General features: G+C 74.9%; 22 protein-coding genes. 5 read left to right on the top strand and 17 right to left on the bottom strand.

Annotated elements, in window-relative coordinates; genetic code table 11:
• Nucleotides 1–12 precede the first annotated feature (12 nt).
• The 3 genes from lysX to HOQ23_RS00760 are packed head-to-tail and all read right to left on the bottom strand — an operon-like array spanning nucleotide 13 to nucleotide 5,352.
• The gene (gene lysX, locus HOQ23_RS00750; RefSeq protein ID WP_172210919.1) at nucleotides 13–3,363 is read right to left on the bottom strand and encodes a bifunctional lysylphosphatidylglycerol synthetase/lysine--tRNA ligase LysX; all 3,351 of its coding nucleotides are present in this window, start codon (nucleotides 3,361–3,363) and stop codon (nucleotides 13–15) included.
• A gap of 31 nt (nucleotides 3,364–3,394) precedes the next feature.
• The gene (locus tag HOQ23_RS00755; RefSeq protein ID WP_172210921.1) at nucleotides 3,395–4,084 is read right to left on the bottom strand and encodes a DUF998 domain-containing protein; all 690 of its coding nucleotides are present in this window, start codon (nucleotides 4,082–4,084) and stop codon (nucleotides 3,395–3,397) included.
• Entirely contained in the window at nucleotides 4,081–5,352 is a 1,272-nt protein-coding gene (locus HOQ23_RS00760; RefSeq protein ID WP_172210923.1) for an LssY C-terminal domain-containing protein, read from the bottom strand. Before HOQ23_RS00760 ends, HOQ23_RS00755 begins: the two co-directional genes overlap by 4 nt.
• Nucleotides 5,353–5,441: 89 nt before the next feature.
• Between HOQ23_RS00760 and HOQ23_RS00765 the strand changes: the two genes are divergently transcribed.
• Nucleotides 5,442–6,317 carry a hypothetical protein gene (locus HOQ23_RS00765; RefSeq protein WP_172210926.1) on the top strand — a complete coding sequence of 292 codons (876 nt, stop codon included), beginning with the start codon at nucleotides 5,442–5,444 and terminating at the stop codon, nucleotides 6,315–6,317.
• A gap of 17 nt (nucleotides 6,318–6,334) precedes the next feature.
• Here HOQ23_RS00765 and HOQ23_RS00770 read toward each other — a convergent pair whose 3' ends face one another.
• From HOQ23_RS00770 to HOQ23_RS00790, 5 genes are all read right to left on the bottom strand, one after another.
• Nucleotides 6,335–7,981, bottom strand: coding sequence for an ABC transporter permease (locus HOQ23_RS00770; protein ID WP_172210928.1), 1,647 nt, complete (start codon nucleotides 7,979–7,981; stop codon nucleotides 6,335–6,337).
• Complete coding sequence (locus tag HOQ23_RS00775; RefSeq protein ID WP_172210930.1) at nucleotides 7,978–8,757, bottom strand: phosphonate ABC transporter ATP-binding protein; 780 nt, start codon at nucleotides 8,755–8,757, stop codon at nucleotides 7,978–7,980. Before HOQ23_RS00775 ends, HOQ23_RS00770 begins: the two co-directional genes overlap by 4 nt.
• The gene (locus tag HOQ23_RS00780) at nucleotides 8,757–9,671 is read right to left on the bottom strand and encodes a putative selenate ABC transporter substrate-binding protein (RefSeq protein WP_172210932.1); all 915 of its coding nucleotides are present in this window, start codon (nucleotides 9,669–9,671) and stop codon (nucleotides 8,757–8,759) included. Before HOQ23_RS00780 ends, HOQ23_RS00775 begins: the two co-directional genes overlap by 1 nt.
• 66 nt (nucleotides 9,672–9,737) lie before the next feature.
• Nucleotides 9,738–10,130 (bottom strand): hypothetical protein, encoded by a 393-nt coding sequence (locus HOQ23_RS00785; protein ID WP_172210934.1) that lies wholly within the window; start codon nucleotides 10,128–10,130, stop codon nucleotides 9,738–9,740.
• Nucleotides 10,131–10,157: 27 nt separating this feature from the next.
• Complete coding sequence (locus HOQ23_RS00790) at nucleotides 10,158–10,565, bottom strand: universal stress protein (protein WP_172210936.1); 408 nt, start codon at nucleotides 10,563–10,565, stop codon at nucleotides 10,158–10,160.
• A gap of 119 nt (nucleotides 10,566–10,684) precedes the next feature.
• Between HOQ23_RS00790 and HOQ23_RS00795 the strand changes: the two genes are divergently transcribed.
• Nucleotides 10,685–11,143 carry a hypothetical protein gene (locus tag HOQ23_RS00795; protein WP_253945029.1) on the top strand — a complete coding sequence of 153 codons (459 nt, stop codon included), beginning with the start codon at nucleotides 10,685–10,687 and terminating at the stop codon, nucleotides 11,141–11,143.
• A gap of 15 nt (nucleotides 11,144–11,158) precedes the next feature.
• Here the strand turns inward: HOQ23_RS00795 and HOQ23_RS00800 are convergent, their stop codons facing one another.
• Entirely contained in the window at nucleotides 11,159–12,625 is a 1,467-nt protein-coding gene (locus tag HOQ23_RS00800) for a glutamate--cysteine ligase (protein WP_172210938.1), read from the bottom strand.
• 101 nt (nucleotides 12,626–12,726) lie between these two features.
• A complete protein-coding gene (locus HOQ23_RS00805; protein ID WP_172210940.1) occupies nucleotides 12,727–13,680 on the bottom strand; it encodes a DUF4192 domain-containing protein in 954 nt (317 codons plus the stop codon).
• A 180-nt stretch (nucleotides 13,681–13,860) separates the two neighbouring features.
• Here HOQ23_RS00805 and HOQ23_RS00810 point away from each other — a divergent pair, with 180 nt between their 5' ends.
• The gene (locus HOQ23_RS00810; RefSeq protein ID WP_172210942.1) at nucleotides 13,861–15,270 is read left to right on the top strand and encodes a DNA polymerase IV; all 1,410 of its coding nucleotides are present in this window, start codon (nucleotides 13,861–13,863) and stop codon (nucleotides 15,268–15,270) included.
• On the opposite strand, the gene HOQ23_RS00815 is transcribed toward HOQ23_RS00810, so the two are convergent.
• The 4 genes from HOQ23_RS00815 to HOQ23_RS00830 form a co-directional block, all read right to left on the bottom strand.
• Nucleotides 15,254–16,114: a biotin-dependent carboxyltransferase family protein gene (locus HOQ23_RS00815; protein ID WP_172210944.1), complete on the bottom strand. Its 861-nt coding sequence runs from the start codon at nucleotides 16,112–16,114 to the stop codon at nucleotides 15,254–15,256. The two genes, HOQ23_RS00810 and HOQ23_RS00815, sit on opposite strands and share 17 nt — an antisense overlap.
• A complete protein-coding gene (locus HOQ23_RS00820) occupies nucleotides 16,111–16,698 on the bottom strand; it encodes an allophanate hydrolase subunit 1 (RefSeq protein ID WP_172210947.1) in 588 nt (195 codons plus the stop codon). Before HOQ23_RS00820 ends, HOQ23_RS00815 begins: the two co-directional genes overlap by 4 nt.
• Nucleotides 16,699–16,732: 34 nt before the next feature.
• Nucleotides 16,733–17,527, bottom strand: coding sequence for an SDR family oxidoreductase (locus HOQ23_RS00825; protein WP_172210949.1), 795 nt, complete (start codon nucleotides 17,525–17,527; stop codon nucleotides 16,733–16,735).
• 111 nt (nucleotides 17,528–17,638) lie between these two features.
• On the bottom strand, nucleotides 17,639–18,364 hold the full coding sequence (locus HOQ23_RS00830) for a 5-oxoprolinase subunit PxpA (RefSeq protein ID WP_172210951.1): 726 nt from the start codon (nucleotides 18,362–18,364) through the stop codon (nucleotides 17,639–17,641).
• Between the two features lie 23 nt (nucleotides 18,365–18,387).
• On the opposite strand from HOQ23_RS00830, the gene HOQ23_RS00835 reads away from it, so the two are divergent.
• Nucleotides 18,388–20,619, top strand: a complete 2,232-nt coding sequence (locus HOQ23_RS00835; protein ID WP_172210953.1) for a S9 family peptidase — start codon at nucleotides 18,388–18,390, stop codon at nucleotides 20,617–20,619.
• A 277-nt stretch (nucleotides 20,620–20,896) separates the two neighbouring features.
• Nucleotides 20,897–21,853 carry an RNA polymerase sigma factor RpoD/SigA gene (locus tag HOQ23_RS00840; protein ID WP_172210955.1) on the top strand — a complete coding sequence of 319 codons (957 nt, stop codon included), beginning with the start codon at nucleotides 20,897–20,899 and terminating at the stop codon, nucleotides 21,851–21,853.
• A gap of 245 nt (nucleotides 21,854–22,098) precedes the next feature.
• Here HOQ23_RS00840 and coaE read toward each other — a convergent pair whose 3' ends face one another.
• The 3 genes from coaE to HOQ23_RS00855 are packed head-to-tail and all read right to left on the bottom strand — an operon-like array spanning nucleotide 22,099 to nucleotide 23,440.
• Entirely contained in the window at nucleotides 22,099–22,686 is a 588-nt protein-coding gene (gene coaE / locus HOQ23_RS00845) for a dephospho-CoA kinase (RefSeq protein ID WP_172210957.1), read from the bottom strand.
• Between the two features lie 43 nt (nucleotides 22,687–22,729).
• Nucleotides 22,730–23,251 (bottom strand): metallophosphoesterase, encoded by a 522-nt coding sequence (locus tag HOQ23_RS00850; protein WP_172210959.1) that lies wholly within the window; start codon nucleotides 23,249–23,251, stop codon nucleotides 22,730–22,732.
• Between the two features lie 42 nt (nucleotides 23,252–23,293).
• Nucleotides 23,294–23,440, bottom strand: coding sequence for a hypothetical protein (locus HOQ23_RS00855; RefSeq protein WP_172210961.1), 147 nt, complete (start codon nucleotides 23,438–23,440; stop codon nucleotides 23,294–23,296).
• Between the last annotated feature and the right edge of the window lie 21 nt (nucleotides 23,441–23,461).

Genomic DNA, 23,461 nt, shown 5'->3' on the forward strand with positions numbered 1-23,461 from the left:
GTCGCTCCGCGCTCAGTGCCGGGGCTTGACCAGCGGGAACAGGATGGTGTCGCGGATGCTGAGACCGGTGAGGTTCATGACCAGCCGGTCCACCCCCAGCCCCATCCCGCCGGTCGGCGGCATGCCGTACTCCAGGGCCTCCAGGAAGTCCTCGTCGACCTGCATCGCCTCCGGGTCGCCGGCGGCCGCGAGCAGCGACTGGGCGACCAGGCGCTCGCGCTGGTCGACCGGGTCGATCAGCTCGGAGTACGCCGTGCCCTGCTCGGCGCCGAAGATCACCAGGTCCCACTTCTCCGTCAGCCGCGGGTCGCGGCGGTGCGGCCGGGTCAGCGGGGCGTTCTCCTTGGGGAAGTCGGTGTAGAACACCGGCGTCGTGGTCTGGCCCTCGCAGAGCTCGTCGTACAGGTCCTCCAGGACGACGCCCCACGACGGGTCGAGGTCCAGCTCGATGCCGACCCGCTCGGCGTGGCGGCGCAGGGTGCTCACCGGGGTGTCCGGGGTGACCTCCTCGCCGAGCGCCTCGGAGACCGCCTGGCAGATCGTCTTGACCGGCCACTGCCCCGACAGGTCGTGCTCCACGACGCGGCCGTCGGGGCCGGCCCGGCGCGCGACCGGGGATCCGTAGACCGCGGTGGCCGCCTCCTGGATCAGCTCCTGGGTGAGCACCCGCATGGTGTCGTAGTCGCCGTAGGTCTCATAGACCTCCAGCGAGGTGAACTCCGGGTTGTGCTTGAAGTCGGCGCCCTCGTTGCGGAACTGCCGGCCGACCTCGAAGACCTTCTCCATGCCGCCCACCACCAGCCGCTTGAGGTGCAGCTCGGTGGCGATGCGCAGGTAGAGGTCCAGGTCGTAGGCGTTGATGTGGGTCTCGAAGGGCCGCGCGTTCGCGCCGCCGTGGACGGTCTGCAGGATCGGGGTCTCCACCTCGGTGAACCCGCGGGCCTGCAGGGAGTCACGGATGCTGCGGACCACGGTGGCGCGCTGGTAGGCGATGGTGCGCGCCTCGGGCCGCACGATCAGGTCGACGTAGCGCATCCGCACCCGGGCGTCGGGGTCGGTGAGCCCCTTGTGCTTGTCCGGCAGCGGCCGCAGCGCCTTGCTGGTGAGCAGCACCGAGGTGGCCCGCACCGAGAGCTCGCCGCGGTGGGTGGTGACCACCTCGCCGGTGACGCCGACCTGGTCGCCGAGGTCGATCGTGTGCTCCCAGAACGACAGCTGCTCGGCGGCGAGGTGCTGGGCGTCGACCATCACCTGCAGGTCCCCGCTGCCGTCGCGCAGCGTCGCGAAGCCGAGGTGCCCCATGTCGCGCTTGAGCAGGACCCGGCCGACGACCGAGACCGTCAGCCCGGTCTCGGAGTCCGGCGGCAGGTCGTCCGCCACCAGTCCCGCGACCTCGGCGAGGGTGTGGGTGCGCGGCGCGGCCACCGGGTAGGGGTCGATCCCGTCGGCCCGCAGCCGGTCGACCTTCTCGCGGCGTACGCGCATCTGCTCGGGGAGGTGCTCCGCCGAGACCGCCTCGGCCACCACGTCGGGGGCCGGCGGGATGAGCGCCAGGACGGCCTCCGCGTGGTCCCGGGTGCCGGTCTCCAGCCCGCCGGGGTGCGCGGGGGCGTCCGCGCGGCGCCACAGGCGCGCGACCGACGGCGTGGTGAGGAACCCCTCGGCGCTGCCCGCCGCCGTGCCGACCCGCGGCAGGTCGGAGGCGTACTCGTAGCCGAGGAAGCGCGGCTGCCACTCGGGCAGGTACTTGGCGTTGGAGCGGTAGAGCGACTCCAGCTGCCAGGTCCGGCTGGCCAGCAGCAGGCTCTGGCGCCACAGTCGCGCGACCGGGCCCGCGCCGATCTCCGCCCCGCGCTCGAAGGCCTCGCGGAACATCGCGAAGTTGAGCGAGACCGGTCCGATGCCGTACGTCGCGGACTCGGCGGCGAGGCTGGCGATCATCAGCTCGACCAGCCCGTTGTCGGCCGCCGGGTCGCGCCGCATCAGGTCCAGGGAGAGCCCGTTGCGGCCCCAGGGAACGAAGCTGAGGAAGCCGCGCAGCCGACCGTCGGCGTCGTGGGCCTCGACGAGCATGCACTCGCCGTCGAGAGGGTCCGCGAGCCGCCCGAGCGCCATCGAGAAGCCCCGTTCGTCCCCGCCGTCGCCCCGCCAGGACCTGGCCGCGTCGCCGAGCGCGGCGAAGTCGGCGGCGGCGAGGGTCGCGTGGCGGCGCACCCTGGTCGTGTAGCCGCGCCGCTGCAGGCGCGAGACCGGCTGCCGCACGCCCTTCATGCCGGGACCGTTGAGGGAGAAGCTGCCCATGTCGACGACCGCCTCGTCGCCGATGTCGAGCATGCTGAGGCCGGCGTCGGCGTAGACGAGTGCGCCCTCGTGCCCGGCACCCATGACCGCCACGGACCAGCCGTTGGCCCGGGCCTCCTCGCGCCAGCGCTCGATGGCCTGCGGCCAGTACGCCGGGTCGCCGACCGGGTTGCCGCTGGCGAGGCTGATCGAGCCGACGGCGCGGTAGGAGATCCCGGCGCGCGCGGTCCCGGCCTCGCCGGTGTCCCAGACCACGGACTTGTCGCGCCGGGTGGCGAAGTAGCCGAGGGAGTCGTGCTCGCCGAAGTCGCGCAGCATCGTCCGCACCCGCGCCTCGTCGGCGACCTCCAGGGTGCGGGTGTCGCGGGGCGCCCGGAACAGCAGGACGGCGGTGCCGAGGACCACGGCCGCGCCGAGCAGCGCGATGACCAACCGCACCCACCACGGGGCCTCGGCCGCGGAGCCGAAGCCGATCCGGCCGAGGTCGAGGAGCATCGCGTCGACCACGTAGACCACCGAGTCGCCGTAGCCCGGGGAGCGGCCGAACGTCCCGACCAGCGCGGCACCCCCGAGCACCATGAGCAGCCCGCCGAGGACGAAGACCGCGCACGCGGCCGGGAGGCTGCCCGGGACCCGCCGGGCGACGAAGTGGTGCCGGACGCGGAAGGCCAGGACGAGCGCCGCGGCCACCAGCACCAGGCCGATCGTGCTGAGGACGACGTGCTCGCGGTCGGCGATCAGCGCGACCCGGCCGAGCTCGGGGATGCCGAGCCACCACACGACCACCACCCACCACGCCGCGCGCAGCCGGCGGCGCAGCGCGATGGCCGTGACGAAGAGCAGGGCCGCGTAGACGAGGCTCGGGACCACGGGGATGGTGAGCAGCGAGACGGGGTCCTCGGAGTGGGCGAAGAAGCGACGCCACGGCCCGACCAGCGTGACCACCGTCGTGAGCGCGGCGAAGAGGAGCAGGACGCCGGCGAACCGGTCCGGCCACCGGTCGTCGGCCGGCAGGTGGAGGTGCAGGCGTCGCTCGGTGGGGCGCTCCGTCGTCTGGGTCATCCCGAACCTCCCGCTGCGGAAGTGATGCAGATCACGGTACGCGAGCGTCCGCGCGGGCGCCCCGGACGGCGTCGTGCTCCCCCGGGGCCCGGGCAGCGAGCAGCCCGAGGCAGCCGAGCCAGGCGCTGATGGCGAGGACGTTCACCCGCTGGGCGACGCCGGTGACCCCGCGCAGCCGGCCCGAGGGGCGGGCCCGTGCGAAGACCAGGCTGCTGGCCGTCCCGACGACGAGGGCCGCACCGGTGCCCCGGTGGAACCAGCGGGGACCGTGGCGCCGGGTGCTCAGCCAGGCCGCGGCCTCGGCGACGTAGAGCCCGCTGTCGGAGACCGCGCTGGCGCCGTCGTGCAGGCTGCTCCGCGGGCGCGTGTCCACCTCCTCGTGCACCGGCCGCGGCCCGCACGGGGTCGGGACGAGACCCGCCACCGCCGCCCCGACGGCGAAGACCGCGGCACCGCCCGCGACGACCTCGCGCGCGGGGCCGGCGGGCAGGGCGGCCCGCACCGAGGGCAGGAGCGGCAGCACCAGGGCCGCCGTACCGACCTCCGCGCCGCGGTAGACCCAGGCGCTCGGCTCGCCTGGGGCGGCCAGCTCGCTCACCATGTGCCCGAGCGTCGCCGGGCCGCGCCGCAGCCAGTCGAGCACGAAGTTGGCGTAGAGGACGCCCGCACAGGCCCCGAGGAGGAGCGGGGCGCGGCGGAGGCGGCGGGTGGCTCCGGTCATGGCGACGGCTCCGCCCTCGCGGGGGCGCGCGTCTCGGGCGCTGCTCGGGTCCGCCGGGTGGTGGCGTAGTCCCGCGCCTCCTGGCTGGACAGCGCCAGCAGCACCAGGATGCTGCCGCCCGTGGCGAGGAGCTCGGCCAGCCCGACGGGGCGGTGGTGGCCCAGGACGGAGACCAGCATCGCGGTCACCCCGGTCACCGAGCAGCCCGCGACGAGCAGCAGCCGGGCCCAGTTGCGCGCGGCCAGCACGGCGAGGGCCAGGGAGGCCTCGACCACGGCGAGGACCATGATCGCCAGGATCAGCGGCGTCGCGGAGTCGCGCACGGCGTCGACCAGCGCGCCCACGCCGTACGTCGCGGCGCGGGCGAGCGCGACCCCGCTGCCCAGCAGGACCGCCTGCGGCACGCGTGGCTCCCGCGCCTCGGGCTCGACCGCCACGGGGGACGCGCCGGCGCGGGGGTCGCCGCGGACGTCCACGATCGGCAGGTCGCCGTCCGTGCGGATCCGGTCACCGCCGCCGTTGCGGTGGTGGTAGCCGGAGGAGAAGTTCTCGATCACCCCCACCTGCGCGCCCGGCACCGCCGCGCACACCCCGGCGACGACGAAGTCGCGCTCCACGTCGATGTCCTCCTCGATGCGGTGGGTGATCTGCAGGGTGAACAGCGAGAACCCGACCCCGCGGTCGTAGGTCGCGGCGGCTAGCCAGTCGGCACGGAAGCCCCCGGGCAGCAGCCAGCCGTCCGGGCAGCGCCAGAACCGGATGTGGTGTCGGCGGCTCGGGCTGCCGGCCACCTCCTGCTCGTAGGCGAAGTCCTGGGCGCGGTCGAAGAGGTGCAGCGGGCTCACCGGGGCGCCGGCATAGCTGCGCCCGCGCAGCACGCTGCGGACGATCCCGACGGCCGAGCGGAGGTCGAGCTCGTCGGCCAGCGTCCAGCCGGCCCGGGTCATCGCGCCGTGGACCTGGCCCTCGTCGCCGAGGAACCCGACGTTGACGGGGTCGCCGAGCAGCCCGTCGCTGGTGCGGGTGCGGCCCACGAAGTAGCCGGGGAGGTAGATCGAGGTGAGGATCCGGTGCAGCCGCGGCAGCACCAGGTAGCTGAAGAACAGCCAGAACACGAGCAGCAGCAGCGTGGGCCAGCCGGGCCGGACTCCGTCGCGCAGCAGCACGTAGGCGAACCAGACTCCGAGGACCGCCGACAGCGCGAAGAAGCAGCCGTCGAGCACGTCGCTCCACGACCGGGTGCGGTCCTGCGGGCGGTCGCGCCCCATCGGGCCAGTGTGCACGACCCTGGTGCCGGGCGGGGCTGCGTCGGATCGGCTCGGGGTCCGGTGGGGCACGGGTCGGCTAGCGTGAGTCGATGCTCCTCGGGCTGCTGGCCGCCGCAGGTGCCGCGCTCTGCTACGGCGTGAGCTCGGTCCTCGAGGCTGTCGCCACCCGGCGCGAGAAGCCCGCAGCGGGCCTCGATCCCCGGCTCGTCGTGCGGCTGCTGCGCTCCTGGGTCTACGTCCTGGGCGTGGGGTTGGACGGGCTCGGGTTCCTGCTGAGCCTGGTCGCGGTCCGCACGCTGCCGCTCTTCGTCGTGCAGTCCGTGGTGGCCAGCTTCCTGGCGATCACGGCGGTCCTCGGCGCGGTGTTCCTGCGGATGCCGCTCGGCCGGCGCGACCGGATCGGGCTCGCCGTCGTCGTGGCCGGCCTCGTGCTGGTCGGCCTGTCCGCCACCGAGGACAGCAGCGTCGACGTGAGCGACGCCGAGCAGTGGGGCGTGCTCGTGGCCGCGGTGCTGCTCGCGGTCCTCGCCGTACCGCTCGCGCGACTGGGCGGGGCCGCGGGCGCCACCGCCCTGGGCGCGGTGGCCGGACTCTCCTACGGCGCCACCGCGGTGGCCTCGCGGATGCTGCCCGGCGACCTCTCGCCGCGCCACGTGGCGGGCGGGGTGGACACGCTGCTGGCCAGCCCCGCGACGTACGCCCTGGTGGTGGCGGGGGCGGTGGCGATCCTGACCTACTCCGTCGCCCTCCAGCGCGGCAGCGTCACCCAGGCGACCGCGCCCCTCGTCGTCGGGGAGACCGTGGCCCCGGCGCTGGTCGGCCTGCTGCTCCTCGGCGACCAGACCCGGCCCGGCTGGGGCACCGCCGCCGTGCTCGGCTTCGCCCTCGCGGTCGCCGGCGCCGTCTCCCTCGCCCGCCACGGCGAGGTCCGCTCCCCCGAGCCCCAGTCCCCCCAACCCGGCTAGCTCGCCGAGTCGGGGGGTCAGCGGGTAGTGGCGCGGACGGCGAGGCTGAGCAGGTCGACGAGGAGGCAGACGGCGACGAGGGCGAGCACGGTGGTGGTCATCGCGGGGTAGTCGAAGCCGGCGCGCTGCTGCTCGAGCAGCCGGCCCAGCCCGCCGGCCCCGACCACGCCGACGATGACGGTCTCGCGGGCGGTGACCTCCCAGCGGTAGAGGCTGTAGGCCAGCAGCCGGCCCACCGCCGCGGGCACCACGGCGTAGGCGAAGGAGGCCAGCGGCGGCGCCCCCAGCTCGGCCAGCACCTCGCGTGGTCCCTGGTCGAGGTCCTCGACGACCTCGGCGAAGAGCCGCCCCAGGATGCCGAAGGTGTAGACGCCGAGGGCGATCGCGCCCGGAAGCGGCCCGGGGAAGACCACGAAGAGCACCAGCAGCGCCCAGACCGGGGGCGGCACCGCCCGCGTGAGCAGCAGCAGCTGGCGCGCCGCCCAGCCGAGCACCCGGCGCGGCGGCGAGGTCCCGCCGCGCGCGGCGACCGTGGCGACCAGCAGCCCCGCGACCGCCGCCAGGCTGATCGCGACCACCGACATCTGCAGCGTCTCCACCGAGGCCGCCACCAGCTCCGACCAGCCGCCGGCCGGCAGGCTCGGCGGCACCAGGTCGTCCAGCAGCCGCGAGAGCAGCTCCAGCGTGCGCCCCGAGAACCACCGCTCCAGGTCCGGGGCGAGGTGCCACACCGACCCGGCGACCAGCACCGCGAGGAGCACCCCCGAGACCGCCCACCGCCCGCGCGCCCGGCCGCGTCGCAGGTGCGCGCCCCACCGGTCGATGAGCGCGCCGAGGACGAGCAGGGCGTAGATCGCGGTCCACACCTGGGCGTACTGCAGGCCCTGGAAGGCGAGCGTGAGCTGCAGCCCCAGTCCCCCGGCCCCGATCATGCCCAGGATGACCGCGGAGCGGATCGAGCACTCGAAGCGGTAGAAGGCGTACGACGTGGCGCCCGGCAGCAACGACGGAAGCAGTCCGTAGGCCAGCGCCGTGACCCGCCCGGCGCCCGCCTCGCGCAACAGCTCGTACGGCGCCCGGTCGGCCTCGTCGAGCAGCTCGGAGTAGACCTTCGCGGTGATCGCGCCGAACGGGATCGCGATGGCCAGCACCCCGACCAGCGGGTCGCGGCCGAGGACGCTGACCAGGAGCAGTCCCCACACCGCCTCGTGCACGCCGCGCGGCAGCGCGACGGCGGCCCGCGAGAGGAGCAGCCCGCCGGCGCGCAGCAGTCGCGACGGCCCCGACGCCGTGGCGGGGGCCCACCAGGTCTGGCTCATGAACGGCGCCACCACGATCCCGACGAGCACCGACAGCAGCGTCCCGAGCACCCCGAAGGCCAGCGTCGTCGCCGCCGCCTCGACGGTGGCGCGCAGCAGGTCCGCGGAGAGGTCGGGTCGGGCGGCGGCCGCCCAGAACTCGGTGAACGCGCCCCACCCGGCGGTGTTGAGCACCCGGTGGTCCTCCCCCAGGAAGCTGGAGAGCGACCACGCCAGGGCCACCACCCACACGACCAGCCAGACCCGGCCCGCGGCACGCGGGCGGACCCGTCCCCGCCAGCCCCGCGCCCGGGCCACCGCCGGACCGGTCGCCTCCAGGGAGGCGATCCGGGGCAGGTCGGTCATCCGCGCTCGAGGAGGTACAGCGCCTCGCGCAGCTCCCCGGCCTCGGCTGCGGGCCGGTCGAAGACCACGCGGCCCTCGCGCAGGCCGACGACCCGGTCGCAGCGGCGCACCGCCAGGTCGAAGTCGTGCAGGCTCACCACCAGCGCCCGTGAGGGGGTCGCCACGGTCTCGCACAGCAGCCGCAGCACCTCGTCGGCGCGGGCCGGGTCGAGGCTGGAGACGGGCTCGTCGGCCAGCACCAGGTCGGGGTCCTGCACGAGCACCCGGGCCAGCGCGACCCGCTGCTGCTCGCCGCCGGACAGCTCGTCGGTGCGCGCCATCAGCTTGTCGGCGATGCCGGTGCGGCTCAGGGCGGCGCGCGCGGCCTGCGTCTCGCGGGGGCGCACCAGCGAGGACAGCGCCTCCCACGTGCTCCAGCGCCCCAGGCGCCCGGCGTTGACGTTGTGCACCACCCGCAGGCGGCCCACGAGGTGGAGCCGCTGGTGGATGGTGCCGATCCGGCGGCGTACGGCGGCGAGCTCGGCGGCCCCCAGCCCCGACAGCGACCGGCCCAGCACCTCGACCTCCCCGCGGTCGGGACGGACCGCGCCGGTGCACAGCCGCAGCAGGGTCGACTTGCCCGCCCCGCTGGGGCCGACCAGCGCCACCCGCTCACCGGCACGCACCACGAGGTCGACGCCCTGCAGCGCCGGGCCCCCGGCGGACCCCGCGTAGGACACGTCCACCCCGCGCAGCGCGACCACCGCCGCGCCCTCGGAGCCGGGCCCGGCGGACATCAGGACACGAGCCCGAGCGTGCGGCCGATCTCCTCGATCCGCTCGTAGCTGTCGGCATCGGTCGGGATCAGCTTGCCGGCGCCGTACCGCTCCAGCACGGCCTGCTCCTCCGGCGTCGAGCCGTCGAGCTCCAGCAGCGCCGTGCGCAGCTCCTCGGTGAACCCCGCGCCGAAGCGGTCCTCGAGGTCGGGCCCGCCCAGCCAGTGGTAGTCGCTGTACGGCGGGGTCGTGAACACCTCGACGACCTTGTCGGTGTCCACGGTGCCGGCGGCGGTGCGCGCCTCCCACACCTGCACGTTGAGCGCGCCGCCCTCGTAGGACCCCGCCTCGACCAGGTCGATGGTGGCGTCGTGGGACCCCGAGTAGCCGGGGCGTCCGGAGAGCTCGCTCCCGCTGTCCACGCCGGCCTCCCGGAGGAAGTACTCCGGCATCAGCCGCCCCGAGGTCGAGGACTCGCTGCCGAAGGTGAAGCGGGTGTCCTCGAAGGCCGTGAGGCCGGCGACGTCGTCGAACGGCTCGATCCCGGTGTCGGCGTTGGCGATGAACACCGAGCGGAACTCCGCGTCGATGTCGCGCTGTGCGAGCAGGGTGGCGCCGGGCGTCTGGAGCCGGGCCTGGACCCCGGTCAGCCCGCCGTAGAACACGGTGTCGAGATCGCCGGCCCGGAACAGGCTGACCGAGGCGGCGTAGTCGGTGACGGGGACGTACTCGACCTCGACGTCGAGGGCGGAGGACAGGTACTCCGCGAGGGCCTCCTCGCGGGCGGTCAGCTCTGCAGGGTCCTGGTCCGGGATCGCGCTGATCCGCAGCGTGGCGTTGTCCCCACCGGCCGAGGAGTCGTCGGCGCCGCAGCCGGCGAGCAGGGCCAGGACCGGGACCAGTGCGATGACCGCGCGGGCGGGCAGGTGGGACATGGGCGTCTCCTCCGGGTACGGCGGCGGGACGCAAACCGTACCCGGGTCGAGCGCAGCCGGTGCGGCTCAGCCACCGTCCGGTGCGCCGAGGGCGCCGATCGGCGCGACGACCACCCGGTCGCTGGCGCACACCCACTGGGCGGTGCTGTCGACCACGGCGGCGCTCAGCGCGTGGTCGGCGTCGTGGACCGGGCACGGGGGCCAGCCGGGTGCGCCGGGGGGACGCTCCTCGAGCACCCACTCCTGCACCTGCTCGGCGGCATGGGCCACCCGCGCCGCAGGGCTGTCGCCCGCGCGCACGAAGATCCCGACGCCGCTGCCGTCCGGGCTCCAGAGCATCGCTGCGGGCAGCGCGGGGTCGCCGGTCCACTGCGAGGGCTCGACACGCGGCTCGGGGGCGCCGGTGGCGCGGACGTCGGCCACGACTGCTTCCAGGGCAGGCTCAAGCATCGCGTCCACGACCACTCGTTGCCCGCTCGTCGACGTTCAGGGGGCCGCGGCCTTCACGGCCATCACGGGGCAGTGCGCGTCGAGCAGGACGCGCTGGGCGTTGCTGCCCAGGATCAGCTTGCCGACCGGGGAACGCCGGCGCAGGCCGATCACGATCAGCTCGGCCGAGCTGGCCTCCGCGATGCTGATCAGGTCGTCGGCGGGCTCGAAGCCGCGGACGAGCTGGCGGATCTCGTGCTCGATGCCGGCGGCGTCGAGGCGGTCCTTGATGGCCGCCATCTCCTCCTCGGTGCGCCGAGCGGTGGCGGTGTCGAACTCGTTGCCCCCGCGGTGGGAGTTCACGACCACGAGTCGGGACCCTCGGAGGCCGGCCTCCTCGATCGCCTTCGCGAGTGCCGCCTCGCCCTCCGGCTTCGGCACGTACCCGACCACGATGGTCCCCATCGCCCCTCCTGAAAGTCCGTGCGACCAGCCGCCGCGGGCACACGCTATCGAACAACTGCGCCCCTGACACCTGTGGAGACCACCCGGCGAGCCGGGGCGTCCTGCGGCAGGCTCCGGGCATGTCGCAGGAGCCGCTCGCACCTCGCTCGGAGGCGGGCCTGCAGGCCCCCGTGCCCGCCGTGCTGGGTCGGGTGCTGCGGCGCGCGGTGCTCGACCACGTCAGCAGCGAGCACCGTCGGACGCACCCCGCGCTCCTGCACGTGGGCCGCCCCGGCGGGCGCGAGGGCGTCGTGGCGGTGCGCGAGGTCGGCGACCACTCGCTGCGCACCGACGTCGTCGCCGCGATGCTGGCCAGGCACCACCGCGGCGCCCCGGAGCAGCACCCCGCACCGCTCGTCTGGCTGACCCGGCCCGGCGACCTCGACCTGCAGGACCTGGACGCCGCCTGGCTCGCCGCGGCGTGGGCCGCGCACGCCGAGCGCGGGGCCGCGCTCACGATGGTCGTCGTGACCCGGCAGGGATGGCGCGACCCGCGCAGCGGGCTGTCCCAGCGCTGGGTGCGCCTGCGCCCACGCTGACGGGGGTGGCACCGCTCAGTCCCAGGTGTGCACCGGCTCGTTGGTGTGCATCCGGTCGCGGTACTCCAGCAGCGTCGCGCGCAGCGCGTCGAAGCGGTCCTCCCCGTCCCGCGCGCGCATCCGGCCCACGAACCACTCGGCGCCGTTGGTGCCGGTCAGGCAGCGCTGCTCGATGATGCCGAGCAGCCGGTCCGACTCCTCCCCCGGCACGCCCCAGGCGTCCAGGCCGGCGCGTGCCTGCGGCAGCAGCCGGCGCAGCACGAGCTCGGTGGCCCGGACCTGCCCGACCCCGGGCCAGTAGACCAGCGCCTCGATGCCGTCGCGCGCGGCGACGTGGAAGTTCTCCTCGGCGGCGCTGAAGGACATCTGTGACCACAGCGGCCGCTCGTGCTCGGCCAGGAACCGGACCAGGCCGAAGTAGAACGCCGCGTTGGCCATCGTGTCGGCGACGGTCGGCCCGGCGGCGAGCACCCGGTTCTCCACGCGCAGGTGCGGGACCCCGTGCGCGATGTCGTAGACCGGGCGGTTCCAGCGGTAGATGGTGCCGTTGTGCAGCTTCAGCTCGGCCAGCGAGGGGGTGCCGCCGGCCTCGAGCACGGTGAGCGGGTCCTCGTGCTCGTCGAGGACCGGCAGCAGGGCCGGGAAGTAGCGGACGTTCTCCTCGAAGAGGTCGAAGACCGAGGTGATCCACCGCTCGCCGAACCAGACCCGGGGGCGCACGCCCTGGGCCTCCAGCTCGGCGCTGCGGGTGTCGGTGGCCTGCTCGAAGAGCGGAATCCGGGTCTCGCGCCACAGCTCCTTGCCCAGCAGGTACGGCGAGTTGGCGCCCAGCGCGAGCTGGATCGAGGAGATCACCTGGGAGGCGTTCCAGTACGCCGCGAACTGGTCGGGCGAGGTCTGCACGTGCAGCTGGGTGCTGGTGCAGGCCGCCTCGGGCACGATCGAGTCGGTCGTGGTCCGCAGCCGTTCCGGCCCGGTGATCGCGATCGAGATGTCCTCGCCGCGAGCGTTGAGGATCTGCTCGCTGAGCAGCCGGTAGCGCGGGTTGCCGCTGAGGGTCGAGCGCGCCATGTGCCCCTCGTCGAGGGTCGGCAGGATCCCGACCATCACCAGCTGGGCCCCCACCCGCGCCGACTTCTGCTCGGCGTCGTTGAGACTGCGCCGCAGGTTGTCCTCGAAGGCGCTCAGGCCGCCCTCGCGCAGCCGGGCCGGGGCCAGGTTGATCTCGACGTTGAACTGCCCCAGCTCGGTCTGGAAGTCCTCGTCGGCGATCTCGGCGAGCACCTCGGCGTTGCACATCGCGGGGTCGCCGGCCTTGTCGACCAGGTTGAGCTCGACCTCCAGGCCCGTCATCGGGTCGTCGGTGTCGAACCGGGCCTCGCGCAGCATCCGCGCGAACACGTCCAGGTTGCGCCGGACCTTCTCGCGGTAGCGGGTCCGGTCGCTCCGGGTGAACTCCTGTGCCTCGACCTCCTCTCCCATGGCGAGTCCTAGGCGGGTGCGCCGAAGCGTGCGGTCGGGGGCGTGGTCGTCGGCATGGACGCGCAGTACCCAGCAACCCGGCCTTCGAGTCCACCCGGCGCTCAGGGCACCTCGCCGAGCGCGGCGGGCGGGACGGCGCGCTCGAGCAGGTCGGAGACCAGCCGGGCCAGGCTGTTGCCGGGGTCGTGCTCGCGACACCTGTCGACCGCGCACCAGGCGAGCGCGCCGTCCCCGGCGAGCCAGGCCGCGTAGGCCAGCACGGCCGCGGCGCCCGCGCACAGCGGGGCCGGCGCGCGGCGTACGGCGTCGGTCCAGGTGCGCACGTGCTCGACGGACTCGGAGCGGCGCATCGAGGACCAGGCGGCGTCGCGCACCGCGGGCCTGCGGATTCCGAGCAGGACCGAGGCGAGGACCTCCTCGCTCCACCCGCCCCCACGCAGCCGGGCCGCGACCGCGGCGGCCACCTCGTCGTGGTCGGCGGCCCGGACCCGCCGTGCCGCCTCGGCGACGCGGGCGGCGGCCGCCTCGTCGGGGCGCAGCGTGTCCGCGACCGCGGTGCGCGAGGCGAGCACGGCGCGCCCCTCGAAGACCGCCTGGGCGCTGATCGGGTGTGCCGTGAGGTCGTAGGGCACGCCGCGTGGCGGGGCACCGCCGCGGGCGGGCAGCAGCGAGAACCAGCGCTCGCCGTCGGCCCGGATCGCGTCGACGACCCGGATGCCGGCCAGCTCGAAGCCGCGGACCAGCGCCCGCGAGGTCCACCGGGCGGTGCCGGCGGTGCGCGCGCCGGCGTACAGCACGAAGGCAACCGCCCGCGCCTCCTCGCGCACCGACGGGGCGAGCAGCGCCTCCACGGTGGCGGCGATCTCGGCCGGGGTGCGGGGCAGGTCGATGCGGGCGTGGAACTGGCGCCGGGCGCCGAAGGTCAGCAGCACCACGGACTCCGCTGGGTGGAAGCCCAGCACGACGGGCACGACGGCGAGCAGGTCGTCGGGACGGCGTGCGGTGATCCGGAGCGGCCCGGGCGGCGTGGGAGGCGGGGTGGGAGGCGGGTTCATGGGGCGACGCTCCCCGCCCGCCCCGACGACCCGCGGCCCGGCGCTTCCCGCCTGGGGAGGAAGCGGTACGACGGGTGCCCTGTGCACCCCGAACGGCCCGGAGCGGCCCGCGTCACCCGTCCCCGCCAGCCCCGCCGACCGGCACCGGCCGGTGTCGGCGCCGGGAGGTACCGTGCCGCGATGCGCGCCCACGCCTCCGTGCTCCACCTCGACCTCGATGCGTTCTTCGCCTCGGTCGAGCAGCGCGACAAGCCCTCGCTGCGCGGCAAGCCGGTGGTCGTGGGCGGGGTCGGCGGCCGGGGCGTGGTCTCGACGGCCTCCTACGAGGCGCGGCGCTACGGCGTGCGCTCGGCGATGTCGACGCGCGAGGCCCGGGCGCGCTGCCCGCACGCGGCGTTCCTGGGCGGGCGCTTCCACGCCTACCGCGAGAGCAGCACGACGGTGATGCGGCTGCTGCGCGAGGTCAGCCCGCTGGTCGAGCCGCTCTCCTTCGACGAGGCGTTCGTCGACCTCGAGCAGGCCGACCTGCCCGACCTCGAGGTCGCGACCGTGCGTGCCTTCGCCGAGGACCTGCGCGCGAGGGTCACCGCCGCCACCGGCGGGCTGACCGCGTCGGTCGGCATCGGGACCTCCAAGTTCATCGCCAAGGTGGCCAGCGACCTCGACAAGCCCGACGGGCTGGTGCTCGTCGAGCCCGGCACCGAGCGCGACCTGCTGCGCCCCATGCGCGTGAGCGTGATCCCCGGGGTCGGCCCGGCGACGGTCGAGCGGCTGCGCCGGGGCGGGGTCCACACCGTCGCCGACCTCGAGGGCGTCGACCTCGACGAGCTGGTCCAGCTCGTCGGCCGCTCCCAGGGCCACGGGCTGCACCAGCTCGCCCGCGCCATCGACGAGCGCCCGGTGGTGCCCGAGCGCGAGGCGAAGTCGGTCAGCGTCGAGGGCACCTACGAGACCGACCTGACCGAGCGGCGGCTGCTGGAGGGGCTGCTCACCCGGCAGGCCGGCGAGGTCGCGGCGCGGCTGCGCAAGGCGGGGATGTCGGGGCGCACCGTCACGATCAAGGTCCGCCTGCACGACTTCACCACCGTCAACCGCTCCACCACGCTGGCCTCCCCCACCGACCAGGCCTCGATGATCGGGCGGATGGCCCGCGCCCTGCTGGGCGAGCTGATCTCCACCACCGACCTCTCCGGCGGCGTGCGGCTGCTGGGGGTGGGCGTCTCCGGGCTCGCGGACTGGGTGCAGGAGGACCTGTTCGGCGAGACCGGCGAGGACGGCGGCGCCGAGGACGCCGAGCTCGCCGCGCTGGCCGACGTCGAGGTGCCGCGGCACTCGCGCGGGACCTGGTCGCCGGGCATGGACGTGGTGCACGCCGAGAGGGGGCGCGGCTGGGTCTGGGGCTCCGGGCGCGGGGTGGTGACGGTCCGCTTCGAGACCGCGGAGACGCCCGCGGGACCGGTGCGCTCCTTCCCCGTCGACGACCCGGCGCTCAGCCCGTGGACGACGCCGTTGCGCGAGGAGGACCCGGACGACCCGCCCGACCCGGACGACCCGCCCGACCCGGCCGAGCCGCTCAGCCGGCAGGACTGATCGCGAAGCGCACCCGGTCCCCGGGACGCAGCTGCGCGCACTGCCACAGGTCCTCCCGGGCCACCACCCCGACGACGGGGTAGCCGCCGGTCGGCGGGTGGTCGGCGAGGAAGACGACCGGGCGCCCGTCCGGGGGCACCTGCACCGCGCCGAGCACCATCCCCTCGCTGGGCAGCTCCTCGTGCCGCACCCGCGGCAGCGGCGGGCCGTCCAGGCGCAGGCCCACCCGGTTCGACGCCGGCAGCACGACGTACGACGTGTCGCGCAGGCGCTCCAGCGCGTCCGCGGCGAACCAGTCCGCGCGCGGGCCGGGCAGCAGCCGCAACGGTCCGGGGACCGGCGGGCGCGGCGTGTCGAGGGCGGCCGGCGGCCCGCTCGGCGCACCGAGCGGCAGCACGGCGCCGTCGCGGACCGGGGGCGGGCCGACGCCGGCGAGGACGTCGGTCGAGCGGGACCCGAGCACCGGCGGCGCCGCGACGCCGCCGCCGACGGCGAGGTAGGAGCGGACGCCGGCCGGAGGCGCGCCGAGGCGCAGCCGCTCGCCCGGCGCCAGCCAGGTGGCCCGTGCCAGGCCCCGGGCGGTGCCGCCGACGTGCAGCGGGGCCGGGGCTCCGGTGACCGCGACCCAGCGCCCCACGCTCGTGACGACCTCCAGCCCGCCGAGGGTCACCTCGAGCACCGCGGCGTCGGGGCGGTTGCCGACGAGCCGGTTCGCCAGCGCCGCGGCCGGGGCGTCGAGGGCACCGGAGCGGGGCACCCCGAGGTGGGCCAGGCCGGGGCGGCCGAGGTCCTGCACGGTGGTGAGGACGCCGGCGCGCAGGACGCGCAGCTCGCCGGTGCTCATCCGCGCGCGAACCGCACCCGGGTGCCGGGCGCGAGCAGCGCGGGCTCCTCCCGGTCGACGTCCCACAGCGGCGCGTCGGTGCGTCCCAGCAGCCGCCAGCCGCCGGGCGAGGCGGAGGGGTAGACCCCGCACCAGGCGTCGGCCAGCGCGACCGAACCGGCCGGCACCTGCGCCCGCGGGGTCTCCAGACGGGGTACGGCGAGCTCCGCGGGCAGCCCGGTGAGGTAGGCGAAGCCCGGCGCGAACCCGCAGAACGCCGAGACCAGCTCGATCCCGCACAGCCGGTCGACCGCCCCGTCGGGGTCGGTCCCCCAGCGGCGCGCGACCCAGTCGAGGTCCTCGCCGTCCCACGTCACCGGCAGCTCGACCAGCCCGCCGGGCGCCGCCTCGGACGGGCCCGGCCAGCCGGCGAGGCGCTCCGCGAGGTCCGCGGCCACCCCGTCGAAGAGCACGGTGCCCGCGCCGGGCACGACGTCGGTCGCCTCGACCCCCGTCGTACGCGCCCAGGCCGCGAGGGCCAGGGCGCTGCCCGCGTCGTCCACCTCGACGAGGAACGCGTGCTCGCCGACCTCCCGGATGCGCATGGCCCCAGTCTGGCCCAGGCGGCCGGTCCGCGACCTACAGGCCGTAGCGGGCGAGCACGTCCTGCTTGGGCGACATGAACTTCCGCATCATCCGGGCGTTGGTGAGCCAGGCGATCTCGTCGCCGGAGCGGGTGCTGGCGAGCATCCTCTCCACCAGGTACGGCGCGACGTCGTCGACGTGGTCGCACAGGATGTTGAGGATCTTGCGCTGGCTGGCGACCTGCTCGGGGGCCACGGCGGCCTCCCGCAGCCAGCCCTCCGTGATGAGCATCCCCGGGCGGACCTGCCCGACGCGGACCGCGGTGTCCTTGGTCTCCTTGACCAGCGCGCGGGTGAGCATGTCGAGGCCGCGCTTGGTGGCGGCGTAGACGCCCATGTTCGGTCGGATCTTGCCGTCGCTGCCCCCGCCGAGGACGTTGAACAGCTGGCCCCCGCCCTGCGCGGTCATGCCACGGACCGCGACCTGCGAGCCGAAGATCGTGCCGAGCATGTTGGTGCTCACCATCGCGCGCACGTCGGACGCGGCGGTGTCGACGATGGCGGCGGTGGTGTTCGCGACGCCGGCGTTGTTGACCCACACGTCGACGCGGCCGAGCTCGGCGACCGCGTGGTCCCACAGGGCCTGGACCTCGTCGGGGTCGGTGACGTCGGTGGCGCGGCCCACGACGCGTGCCCCGCCGGCAGCGTCGGGGGTGAGCTTGCCGACGGCCTCCTCGACCGCGGCGGCGCCCCGCCCGGTCACGACGACGGAGTGGCCGCGGCGCAGGAACTCGCGCGCCAGCGCGTTGCCGACCCCCTTGGTGCTGCCGGTCACGACGATGCTGGACATCGGAACTCCTCGAAGGTCGGTGAGGTGCAGATCATATATCCTCACATGTCCGCCCGGGAGGCTTCGCCCGCGATCCGTCGCCGCGCTCCGGCGCCCGCTCGGACGCACCCGTCAGGAGCCGCCGACGCCGGCCGCCCGGTCCCCGGGCCACCACGACCCGACCGTGTGCCCGGACTCCTCCAGCGCCCGTCGTACGGCGCGCGCGTGGGCGACCGCGCCGAGGCTGTCGCCGTGCACGCAGACCGAGTCGACCCGCGGCGCCAGGCGCACCGCCTGGGCGGCGATCGCGGCGGCGTCCTCGAGGAGCGCGCCGGGCAGCCCGCGCGCGAGCAGCCGCCCGTCCGCGCCGTACCCCCGATCGGGGAAGCCCTCGTGGAGCACCCGGCGACCGGCGGCGCGGGCGCCGTCCAGGAACAGGCCCGCCATCCCCAGCACCGGGAGGTCCCCCGACCCCGCCAGGACCGCGCCGGCCTGATCGGCGTCGTCGATCACGCGGTGGTAGAGCGCACCGTGCGGCTTGACGTAGCGCACCGCGGTGCCGGCGGCCGCGGCGATCTCCGCCAGCGTGCCCACCTGGTCGGCGACCTGCTCGCGCAGGACCGCCGCGGGGACGTCGCGCGCCACCCGGCCGAAGTTCTCGCGGTCGTCGTAGGAGACCTGGGCGCCCACCGTCACCCCGCGGCGCGCCGCCTCCTCGCACACCGCGCGCATGATCGCCGCGGAGCCGGCGTGGTAGCCGCAGGCGACGTTCGCGCTCGTCACCACCGCCAGCAGCGCGGCGTCGTCGGTGACCTCCTCCCCGAGGTCGGCGTTGAGGTCCACGGTCGGTCTGGTCATGGGGCGACGCTATCGTCGCGGGCATGCCCGACAGCCCCGGCTCCGCCTCCGTCTCCCCGGCCGCGGAGCAGCTCACGCAGCCGCCCCTCGCCCCCCGCCGCCCCGTCACCCGCGAGATCCACGGGCACACCCGCGTCGACGACTACGAGTGGCTGCGCGACAAGGAGTCCCCCGAGGCGCTCGCGCACCTCGAGGCCGAGAACGCCTGGACCGAGCAGCGCACCGCCCACCTCGAGGGGCTGCGCGGCTCGATCTTCGAGGAGATCCGCTCGCGCACCCTCGAGACCGACCTCTCGGTGCCCACCCGCAACCGCGGCTACTGGTACTACGGGCGCTCCTTCGAGGGCAAGGAGTACGGCGCGAGCTGCCGCGTCCCGGTGCGCGACGAGCAGGACTGGACCCCGCCGCGACCGGCCGAGGACTGCGCCCCCGACCAGCCCGCGCTGCCCGGCGAGGAGGTCCTGCTGGACCTCAACGAGCTGGCCGAGGGCCACGACTTCTTCTCCCTGGGCGGCTCCGCGGTCAGCCTCGACGACCGGCTGCTGGCCTGGTCGGTCGACACCGCCGGCGACGAGCGCTACACGGTGCGCTTCAAGGACCTCACCACCGGCGAGCTGCTCCCCGACGAGCTGACCGGCGTGCTCGGCAACGTCACCTGGCACCCCAACGGCGTGGACACCTTCTACTCCACCGTCGACGAGAGCTGGCGCCCGGACAAGATCTGGCGCCACCGCCTCGGCACCGACCAGGCCGACGACGAGCTGGTGCTGCACGAGCCCGACGGCCGGTTCTGGACCGGCATCGGACGCAGCCGCGACGCGCGGTTCCTGATGATCGCGCTCGGCTCGAAGACCACCAGCGAGTACCACTACCTCGACACCAGCGACCCCGGCGCGACCTGGCAAGTCTTCGCCGAGCGCCGCGAGGACCTGGAGTACTCCCTGGAGCCCGCCCGGATCGCCGGCGAGGAGGTCTTCCTGGTCCACCACAACGGCACCGGGCCGGACTTCGAGGTCGCCCTGGCACCGGTCGCCCCCACCGCGCCGGAGCAGTGGCGCCCGCTCATCCCCCACGACCCGGCGGTCCGCCTCGAGGGCGTCGACGCGTTCGCCGGCCACCTGGTCGTGCACCAGCGCAGCGGCGGGCTCACCCAGCTGCGCATCGTGGAGCTCGACGAGCAGGCCGCGGACGGGCTGGGCAACGGGCTGGGCAACGGGCTGGGCGAGGACTACCTGGTCGGCTTCGACCAGGAGGTCTACACCGTCGGCGCCGGCTCCAACCCCTCCTTCGACCAGCCGGTGGTCCGCCTCGGCTACACCACGATGGCCGTCCCGCCCTCGGTCTACGACTACGACGTGCGCACCCGCGAGCTGCACCTGCTGCGCCGCACCCCGGTGCTCGGCGGCTACGACCCCTCCGACTACGAGGAGCACCGCCTCTGGGCCACCGCCGAGGACGGCGAGCGGATCCCGATCTCGATCGTGTGCCGCATCGGCGCGCGCGAGGACGTCGGCGGCGGCGCCGGCCCGGTGCCGACCCTGCTCTACGGCTACGGCGCCTACGAGGCCTCGATGGACCCCTACTTCTCGATCGGGCGGCTCTCCCTGCTCGACCGGGGCGCGGCGTTCGCGATCGCGCACGTGCGCGGCGGCGGCGAGATGGGCCGGCGCTGGTACGACGAGGGCAAGCTCGAGCACAAGCAGAACACCTTCTCGGACTTCATCGCCTGCGCGCGCCACCTGGTGCGCACCGGCTGGTCCAGCCCGAAGACCCTCGTCGCCGAGGGCGGCAGCGCCGGCGGGCTGCTGATGGGCGCGGTCGCCAACCAGGCCCCCGAGCTGTTCGGCGGGATCGTGGCCCAGGTGCCGTTCGTCGACAACCTCACCACGATGCTCGACGCGACCCTCCCGCTGACGGTCACCGAGTACGACGAGTGGGGCAATCCCGAGGCCGACCCCGCGGCGTACGAGTGGATCGCGGCCTACGCGCCGTACGACAACGTCACCGCGCAGGACTACCCGCCGATCCTCGCGGAGACCTCGCTCAACGACACCCGCGTGCTCTACGTCGAGCCGGCCAAGTGGGTGGCGCGGCTGCGCGAGCGGACGGCGAACCCGGACATCCTGCTGCGCACCGAGATGAGCGCCGGGCACGGCGGGGTCTCCGGTCGCTACAAGTCCTGGCACGACCGCGCCTTCTCGCTGGCCTGGATCCTCGACCGGATGGGGCTCGCCTCGGTGCGACCCACCTCCTGACCCTCCTGCGAGCTCCTCTGGTCCGGCCAGGTCCAGCAGCCGCCCAATCCGTCACGACCCCCCGCGCCGAACCACGTGCAGGGCCCCGTTCACCCGACCGGGCAGCGGGGCCCTGAGAAGTCCCTGAGAGTTCGGCGGCGACGCAACTCGACGCCTCCGCCGGTCGTCGTTCAGGGGGAAGGCTCCAAGGTTTGTCCGGGGAATCCTCGGGACACAGGGAGCGTTGTTGACGATGTGGCACTGCACCGCGGCAGCCACGGAAGCGAGGAGGGTTCCCATGGCTACACGAACCGCGACGGCAGGGACGCGCGAGATCGAGGGTCGTGACAGCGTCGGGCTCTACCTCGACGAGATCGCCCGCAACCCCCTGCTCGACGCCGCCGCCGAGGTCGAGCTGTCCAAGGCGATCGAGGCCGGCCTGATGGCCGAGCACCTCCTGCGCGAGGGCCGCGTCGGCCGACGCAAGGGCGGCGCCCCCATGTCCGCCTCCCGCGAGGAGCTGGAGTGGCTGGCTGAGGAGGGCCGCAAGGCGGTCGACACCTTCATCACCGCCAACCTGCGTCTCGTCGTCTCCATCGCCCGCAAGTACGGCCGCGCGCAGATGCCGATGCTCGACCTGATCCAGGAGGGCAACACCGGCCTGATCCGTGCGGTCGAGAAGTTCGACTACACCAAGGGCTACAAGTTCTCCACCTACGCCACCTGGTGGGTGCGCCAGGCGATCACGCGCGGCATCGCCCAGCAGGCCCGCGTCGTGCGGCTCCCCGTCCACGTGGTCGAGGAGCTCAACCAGGTCGGCGGCGCGCGCCGCACCCTGGAGCGCCAGCTCGGCCGCGACCCGGAGCCGCAGGAGATCGCCCAGGAGCTCGGCATGGACGTCGAGCGGGTGCTGGACCTGATGGCCTGGGGCCGCGAGCACGTCAGCCTCGACTCGCCCGTCGACGAGGACGGCGACACCTCGCTGGGCGACCTGATGGCCCAGGAGACCTCCCCCGGCCCCGACCTCACCGTCCTCGACGTGGAGTCGCGCGAGCGCCTCAACAGCCTGGTCGGCCACCTCGACGACCGTGCCGCGGACATCATCCGCTCGCGCTACGGCCTGGTCGACGGCCGCCAGCACAAGCTGGCCGACATCGGCGTCAAGCACGGGATCTCCGCCGAGCGGGTGCGCCAGCTCGAGCGCGAGGCCCTGCAGAAGCTGCGCCGCATCGCCGACCCCGACCTGGCAGCCTGACCCCCACCGGCCACGCCCCCGCACCTCACGCCAGAGCCCTCGCCGCACGACCGGCGGGGGCTCTCGTGCATCTCGCCGAGTCGGCCCTTGTGGCGGCCCGAGTCGGCGCCTGTGGTTGCCCGAGTCGGCCCTCGTGGCGAAGCGGACGGACAGTGACGCAGGGCTGTTGACGCCTCCCCCAGCCGGGGTACGGCGTGTGGAGCGCCAACGACCCCGCGTGACAGCTGGCCGGCCGCGCAGAGCCCTCAGGAGCCGGTGAGCTCCGCGACCACCTCGCGCACCCGCTCGCGCAGCTGCTCGACCGTGCCGGTGTTGTCGAGCACGTGGGTGGCGATGGCGAGCCGCTGCTCGCGGGTCGCCTGCGCGGCGATGCGCGCCTCGGCGTCGGCTCGCTCCATGCCTCGGTCGCGCACCAGCCGCTCGAGCTGGGTCTCGACCGGGACGTCCACCACGAGCACGGCGTCGAAGGTGTCGGCGCGGCCGGACTCTGCCAGCAGCGGGATGTCGTGCACGACCAGGGCGCCCGCCGGCGCGGAGGCCTCGAGCTCGGCGTACCGCTTGAAGACCAGCGGGTGCACGATCCCCTCGAGGAGCCGGCGCTTCGCCTCGTCGCCGAAGACCACCTTGCCCAGCGCGGGACGGTCGAGGTCGCCCTCGGGGGTCAGCAGCTCCTCGCCGAACGCCTCGACGACCGCAGCCAGGCCGGGAGTGCCGCGCTCGACCACCTCGCGGGCGAGCTTGTCGCCGTCGATGATCACCGCGCCGTGCTCCTCCAGCATCGTCGCGACCGTGCTCTTGCCCGAGGCGATCCCGCCGGTGAGTCCCACTCGCATGGCGTCACCGTAGCGGCCCGCTCCGGCCTGTCCCTCCCGGAGGTCACCGCACCGCCTGGGGCCGCGGCTCCAGGCGGTGCAGCGTCACCTCGGGCAGGGCACCCGCGTCCGCGAGCGCCGTCATGTAGGTGCAGTACGGCTGGCGCCGGCGGTCGGTCGGCGAGCCCGGGTTGAGCAGCCGCAGCCCGGTCGCGGCGGTGGTGTCCCACGGGATGTGGCTGTGCCCGAACACCAGCACGTCGAGGTCGTCGTACGCCGCCGCGCAACGCTCCTCGCGGCCCTTCGCCTGGCCGGTCTCGTGCACCACGCCGAGGCGTACGCCGTCCACCTCGGCCCGCGCCACCTCCGGCAGCCGCTCGCGCAGGACGCCGTGGTCGTTGTTGCCGTAGACCCCCACCAGGCGGCGCGACCGCGCCTCGAGCTCGTCGAGGAGCGACACGTCGACCCAGTCGCCGGCGTGGACCACGACGTCGGCGGTCGCGACCTCCTCCCACACCGTGGCGGGGAGGTCGCGGGCGCGCCGCGGCAGGTGGGTGTCGGCCAGGAGCAGCAACCGGGTCGTCATGGACCGATCATGCGCACCGCGCCAAGGGCCGCCGACCCCGGGTCAGCGCGCCCCCGGCGACCGGAAGCGGGGGTCCTGGAGGTGCGAGGTGGGCGGAGCGGCCGAGCCCCGGTCGTCGCGGGCGACGAGCCGCAGCGAACCGGCGGCCAGGACCGCCCCGAGGACGAGAAGCAGGATCACGAAGGTCATGGCTGCAATGCTTCGCCCATC

Origin of the sequence: Nocardioides sp. zg-DK7169, from assembly GCF_013155365.1 — a bacterium.
GTDB lineage: Bacteria > Actinomycetota > Actinomycetes > Propionibacteriales > Nocardioidaceae > Nocardioides.

Bases quoted from the DNA above. Each gene is read 5' to 3' on its own strand.
- HOQ23_RS00825 (WP_172210949.1), bottom strand. From the start codon at position 17,527: ATGTCCAGCATCGTCGTGACCGGCAGCACCAAGGGGGTCGGCAACGCG.
- HOQ23_RS00800 (WP_172210938.1), bottom strand. From the start codon at position 12,625: ATGGGAGAGGAGGTCGAGGCACAGGAGTTCACCCGGAGCGACCGGACC.
- coaE (WP_172210957.1), bottom strand. From the start codon at position 22,686: ATGCGAGTGGGACTCACCGGCGGGATCGCCTCGGGCAAGAGCACGGTC.
- HOQ23_RS00855 (WP_172210961.1), bottom strand. From the start codon at position 23,440: ATGACCTTCGTGATCCTGCTTCTCGTCCTCGGGGCGGTCCTGGCCGCC.
- HOQ23_RS00760 (WP_172210923.1), bottom strand. From the start codon at position 5,352: ATGGGGCGCGACCGCCCGCAGGACCGCACCCGGTCGTGGAGCGACGTG.
- HOQ23_RS00815 (WP_172210944.1), bottom strand. From the start codon at position 16,114: ATGAGCACCGGCGAGCTGCGCGTCCTGCGCGCCGGCGTCCTCACCACC.
- HOQ23_RS00790 (WP_172210936.1), bottom strand. From the start codon at position 10,565: ATGGGGACCATCGTGGTCGGGTACGTGCCGAAGCCGGAGGGCGAGGCG.
- HOQ23_RS00810 (WP_172210942.1), top strand. From the start codon at position 13,861: ATGCGCGCCCACGCCTCCGTGCTCCACCTCGACCTCGATGCGTTCTTC.
- HOQ23_RS00755 (WP_172210921.1), bottom strand. From the start codon at position 4,084: ATGACCGGAGCCACCCGCCGCCTCCGCCGCGCCCCGCTCCTCCTCGGG.
- HOQ23_RS00775 (WP_172210930.1), bottom strand. From the start codon at position 8,757: ATGTCCGCCGGGCCCGGCTCCGAGGGCGCGGCGGTGGTCGCGCTGCGC.
- HOQ23_RS00850 (WP_172210959.1), bottom strand. From the start codon at position 23,251: ATGACGACCCGGTTGCTGCTCCTGGCCGACACCCACCTGCCGCGGCGC.
- HOQ23_RS00830 (WP_172210951.1), bottom strand. From the start codon at position 18,364: ATGACCAGACCGACCGTGGACCTCAACGCCGACCTCGGGGAGGAGGTC.
- HOQ23_RS00765 (WP_172210926.1), top strand. From the start codon at position 5,442: ATGCTCCTCGGGCTGCTGGCCGCCGCAGGTGCCGCGCTCTGCTACGGC.
- HOQ23_RS00795 (WP_253945029.1), top strand. From the start codon at position 10,685: ATGTCGCAGGAGCCGCTCGCACCTCGCTCGGAGGCGGGCCTGCAGGCC.
- HOQ23_RS00840 (WP_172210955.1), top strand. From the start codon at position 20,897: ATGGCTACACGAACCGCGACGGCAGGGACGCGCGAGATCGAGGGTCGT.
- lysX (WP_172210919.1), bottom strand. From the start codon at position 3,363: ATGACCCAGACGACGGAGCGCCCCACCGAGCGACGCCTGCACCTCCAC.
- HOQ23_RS00805 (WP_172210940.1), bottom strand. From the start codon at position 13,680: ATGAACCCGCCTCCCACCCCGCCTCCCACGCCGCCCGGGCCGCTCCGG.
- HOQ23_RS00835 (WP_172210953.1), top strand. From the start codon at position 18,388: ATGCCCGACAGCCCCGGCTCCGCCTCCGTCTCCCCGGCCGCGGAGCAG.
- HOQ23_RS00770 (WP_172210928.1), bottom strand. From the start codon at position 7,981: ATGACCGACCTGCCCCGGATCGCCTCCCTGGAGGCGACCGGTCCGGCG.
- HOQ23_RS00820 (WP_172210947.1), bottom strand. From the start codon at position 16,698: ATGCGCATCCGGGAGGTCGGCGAGCACGCGTTCCTCGTCGAGGTGGAC.
- HOQ23_RS00780 (WP_172210932.1), bottom strand. From the start codon at position 9,671: ATGTCCCACCTGCCCGCCCGCGCGGTCATCGCACTGGTCCCGGTCCTG.